The organism is Cobetia sp., from assembly GCF_983723665.1.
In genome coordinates this window covers 2533-5162 of sequence record NZ_CFDJES010000147.1, presented here as the reverse complement: position 1 = coordinate 5162, position 2630 = coordinate 2533, and the positions used below count along the sequence as shown (strand labels likewise).

Annotated in this window: 4 protein-coding genes; 1 reads left to right on the top strand and 3 read right to left on the bottom strand. The window is 63.3% G+C overall.

The features are described from left to right. Both AC4FAH_RS12485 and AC4FAH_RS12480 read right to left on the bottom strand, forming a co-directional pair. The coding region (locus AC4FAH_RS12485; protein WP_490246131.1) for an OsmC family protein at positions 1–275 on the bottom strand (275 nt) is incomplete at its 3' end. 86 nt (positions 276–361) lie between these two features. Continuing rightward, positions 362–553, bottom strand: a complete 192-nt coding sequence (locus AC4FAH_RS12480; RefSeq protein WP_054557000.1) for a hypothetical protein — start codon at positions 551–553, stop codon at positions 362–364. 286 nt (positions 554–839) lie between these two features. Here AC4FAH_RS12480 and ygfZ point away from each other — a divergent pair, with 286 nt between their 5' ends. Next, complete coding sequence (gene ygfZ, locus AC4FAH_RS12475) at positions 840–1949, top strand: CAF17-like 4Fe-4S cluster assembly/insertion protein YgfZ (RefSeq protein ID WP_490246130.1); 1110 nt, start codon at positions 840–842, stop codon at positions 1947–1949. A 159-nt stretch (positions 1950–2108) separates the two neighbouring features. Here the strand turns inward: ygfZ and AC4FAH_RS12470 are convergent. Further along, positions 2109–2630: EAL domain-containing protein (locus AC4FAH_RS12470; protein WP_490246129.1), on the bottom strand; the 522-nt coding region annotated here is incomplete at its 5' end.

Below are 2630 nucleotides of genomic sequence, written 5' to 3'. Positions count from 1 at the left end.
CGATATTCGCTGTTGCTGCCACGGCGCTCGTCGCTGTCGTCCCGGTCCACCGTGGTGATGATCCCCTCCAACGGCAAGCCCTTGCGCCGGGCGTACATCTGCACGGTGATCGACTTGCAGGCCCCCAGCGACAGATCGAAGTAGTCATGAGGGTCCGGAGCGCTTTCGTCGCCGCCGACCACCGCCGGCACATCGACCAGCAACTCTTCAAAGCTTGCGACCTGTACCCGTTGCACGAAACTGCCTGACCGACGGCTGATTACCTCGATACTCATTCGTCACCTCCCTGTCGCTGATCTGTCCGTGATCCCGCTCGTGAGACGCTGCCTGTTTCCCGCCTGTCAGCGTCACCGCACTGCAGTCACTTGACCTTGTAACCGGCCTTCTCGACCGTCTTGACCAGTGCGTCATAACGCACCTGACCGTCGACTTCGGCAAAGCCACGCCCGACCTCGGCTTCCTTGACGCCATCCATCATCATCAGCGCCGTGGTGACCTTGTTGACGTCCTTGACGCTCTCGACGCCGATCAGAGTAAGAGAAAAGCTGGCCATCGTGTCATTCCTGTCATGCAGTAAGTAAAAAGGGGCGCCGCGGCGCATTGCAGCCGTCAAGAATAGCACGGTTGCCTGACAGTCAGCGCCCATCAGACCGTCGCGAACCAGGCTGCATAAAAGGCTGGCAGGACGGGAACACTGATTTGCCCGTTCTTTTACTGCCACTTGAGGCACAAGGGGCTGACAGCCGCCAGCTGGCGCGTGACAATGCGGGCATCCGACATGCCGCATGGTTGCCAATGCGCCACCGGCAGTTCACTCCTTCGCAACAGGATGGTGGTAGATGAATCCCTTGAAGACCCTGATGCAAGACCACGGCTACCAGCTCGGCGAGGACGGCCGCCTGACGCTGGGTGAGCCAGCCGACGCCTCCATGCCACTCGCTGACATGACCAAGAATGTACGGACCGAAAATGTGCTGGCCCCGCTGAACAATTTCGAGGTACTCGAGGTCTGCGGCAAGGATGGCGAACGCTTTCTGCAGGGACAGACCTCACAGCAGCTGAGTCTGGTCGATGGCGAGCTGGCGCCGCTGACGACCTTCTGCACCCCGAAGGGACGCATTCTGGCCATGGCCCAGCTGCTGCGCGTCAGCGAAGAGCGCCTGTGGCTGGTGATGCCGGCTGGCACCGCCGAACCGCTGCGCGCCCATCTGGCCAAGTTCGCGCCCTTCTACAAGGTGACGCTGGAGGTGTCGAGTGAGCTGAGCGTGCTCGGCCTGCTCGGCGAGCAGAGTCTGGCAGCATGTGCCGACGCCCTCGCGGCACCTGCGCTGGCCGAGCATGACCTGGCCATGCGCTCGGTCCTGCAGTCGAGCGAGGACGAAGAACCGCAGGCCTGCGCGCTGGCGCGCCAGCCGTCAGGCAATACCCCGCGCGCGATACTGGTCGGCCCGCATGCCGCCCTGGCAGACCTCGCCACGGCGCTTTTCGCACGCGATGTGGTCGCCAGCGGTGACACCCGCTGGGGCCTGGAAGATATCCGCGCCGGTCTGCAGTGGGTCACGTCCGCGCAGACTGACAGCTGGCTGCCGCAGATGCTCAATCTGGAAGCCCTCGCCGCGATCAGCTTCAAGAAGGGCTGCTACACCGGTCAGGAAGTCGTGGCACGCGCCCACTTCCGCGGCCAGGTCAAGAAGCGCCTGCAACGCCTGACGACGGTGCAGCCGGCCGACTTGCCAGTGGTAGGCAGCAAGGTCACAAGCCCCGACGGCAAGTCCCTCGGCGAAGTGCTGCAGGCAGCCCATGATGAGCAGGGCCGCCTGGAGCTGCTGGCCGTGATCAGCCTGCGCGATGAAGAGATCGCATTGGCATTGGAAGATGGCACCCAGCTTGAGCGCAGCGCGCTGCCCTATGCCGTCGAGCGTCGCGATCCGGAGCAGCTCAAGGGCTGAAGGGTACGGCTCGAAAGGCTGATCGCCCTGAAGGACTGATCGCTTGAAAGCCGCCACAGGAAAGCCCCGCACGTGCCAACGTGCGGGGCTTTTGTCTGTCACGGATTGCTGATTTCAGGCGCCTGCCGGGGCTCCCAGCCCTTACAGCCCTTACAGCCCTTACAGCCCTTCCGGCAGCCAACCATCCCCTGCGATCAGGTGCTCGATCAGCTCCTGCACCGGCATCGGTCGTGCATAGAGATAGCCCTGATGCAGCGAGCAGCCATGCGCGAGCAACCCGGCTCGCTGTTCTGGCGTCTCGATGCCTTCGGCCACCACCGCAAGATGGAAGGCCTCCGCCAGCCCCAGCATCGCTTCGATCATGGCCTGCCCCTTGCTGGAGCCCAGCGCCGTCACGAACTGCCGATCGATCTTGAGCTTGTCGAACGGTAGCCGCTGCAGCTGCGACAGCGAGGAGTAGCCCGTACCGAAATCGTCCAGTGCCAACGCCACGCCGTGAGCCCGGATGGTCTGGAACAGCACGGCCAAGGCCTGGATGTCATCCGGCAGCTGGCTCTCGACCAGCTCAAGCGTCAGGCGCTCACATAGCTCCGGGTGCCGGAACAATATTTCCAGGTCCGACAGGAAGCGCTTGTCCATCATGTGGCGCACGGTCACGTTGACGCTCAGATGCAGCTCATG

Bases quoted from the DNA above. Each gene is read 5' to 3' on its own strand.
- AC4FAH_RS12480 (WP_054557000.1), bottom strand. From the start codon at position 553: ATGGCCAGCTTTTCTCTTACTCTGATCGGCGTCGAGAGCGTCAAGGAC.
- ygfZ (WP_490246130.1), top strand. From the start codon at position 840: ATGAATCCCTTGAAGACCCTGATGCAAGACCACGGCTACCAGCTCGGC.